1 protein-coding gene is annotated in these 419 nt (G+C 61.3%); it reads right to left on the bottom strand.

Annotation, left to right across the window (positions count from 1 at the left end; translation table 11 throughout):
* A partial coding sequence (locus tag EN859_RS35490) for an RnfABCDGE type electron transport complex subunit D (protein ID WP_189502489.1) occupies positions 1 to 419 on the bottom strand: 419 nt, incomplete at both ends.

The raw sequence follows: 419 nt of genomic DNA, 5'->3' as shown, positions 1-419 counted from the left end.
GATGCGTTCCAAGGTCAGCACGAACCGTCCTTTCGGGCTGACCGCGTAGGCGAAGACGTTGCCCACCAGGAGAGCGAGCGCGGGTGTGAAATAGAATGAGCCGATATGGATGGTGGGCGCGAACAGAAAGCCCACAATGCCGGCAAAGGCGATACGCGGCCAGCGTATTGTCGGAGCCGTCAGCGGTTCGGTCAGCATCACGAAGGCGAAGAACAGCAGCGGCGACGAGCTAAAGGTCTCCGCGAGCGCGGTGCCATATTGAGACGGATCGGTAGTGGCCAGTATCGTCGCCAGCGCCACTCCGAAAAAGGTGGCCACGAGATCGAACCGGCGTAGCTTGCGCACCACCAGAATGCCGCCCAAGAGCACCAAGGGAAGCAACCAGACATTGCCCGCCACATGGTGGGTGGGGGGCAATG

It is taken from the genome of Mesorhizobium sp. M00.F.Ca.ET.216.01.1.1, from assembly GCF_004010325.2.
GTDB lineage: Bacteria > Pseudomonadota > Alphaproteobacteria > Rhizobiales > Rhizobiaceae > Mesorhizobium.
This window is presented reverse-complemented; position numbering and strand designations above follow the sequence as displayed.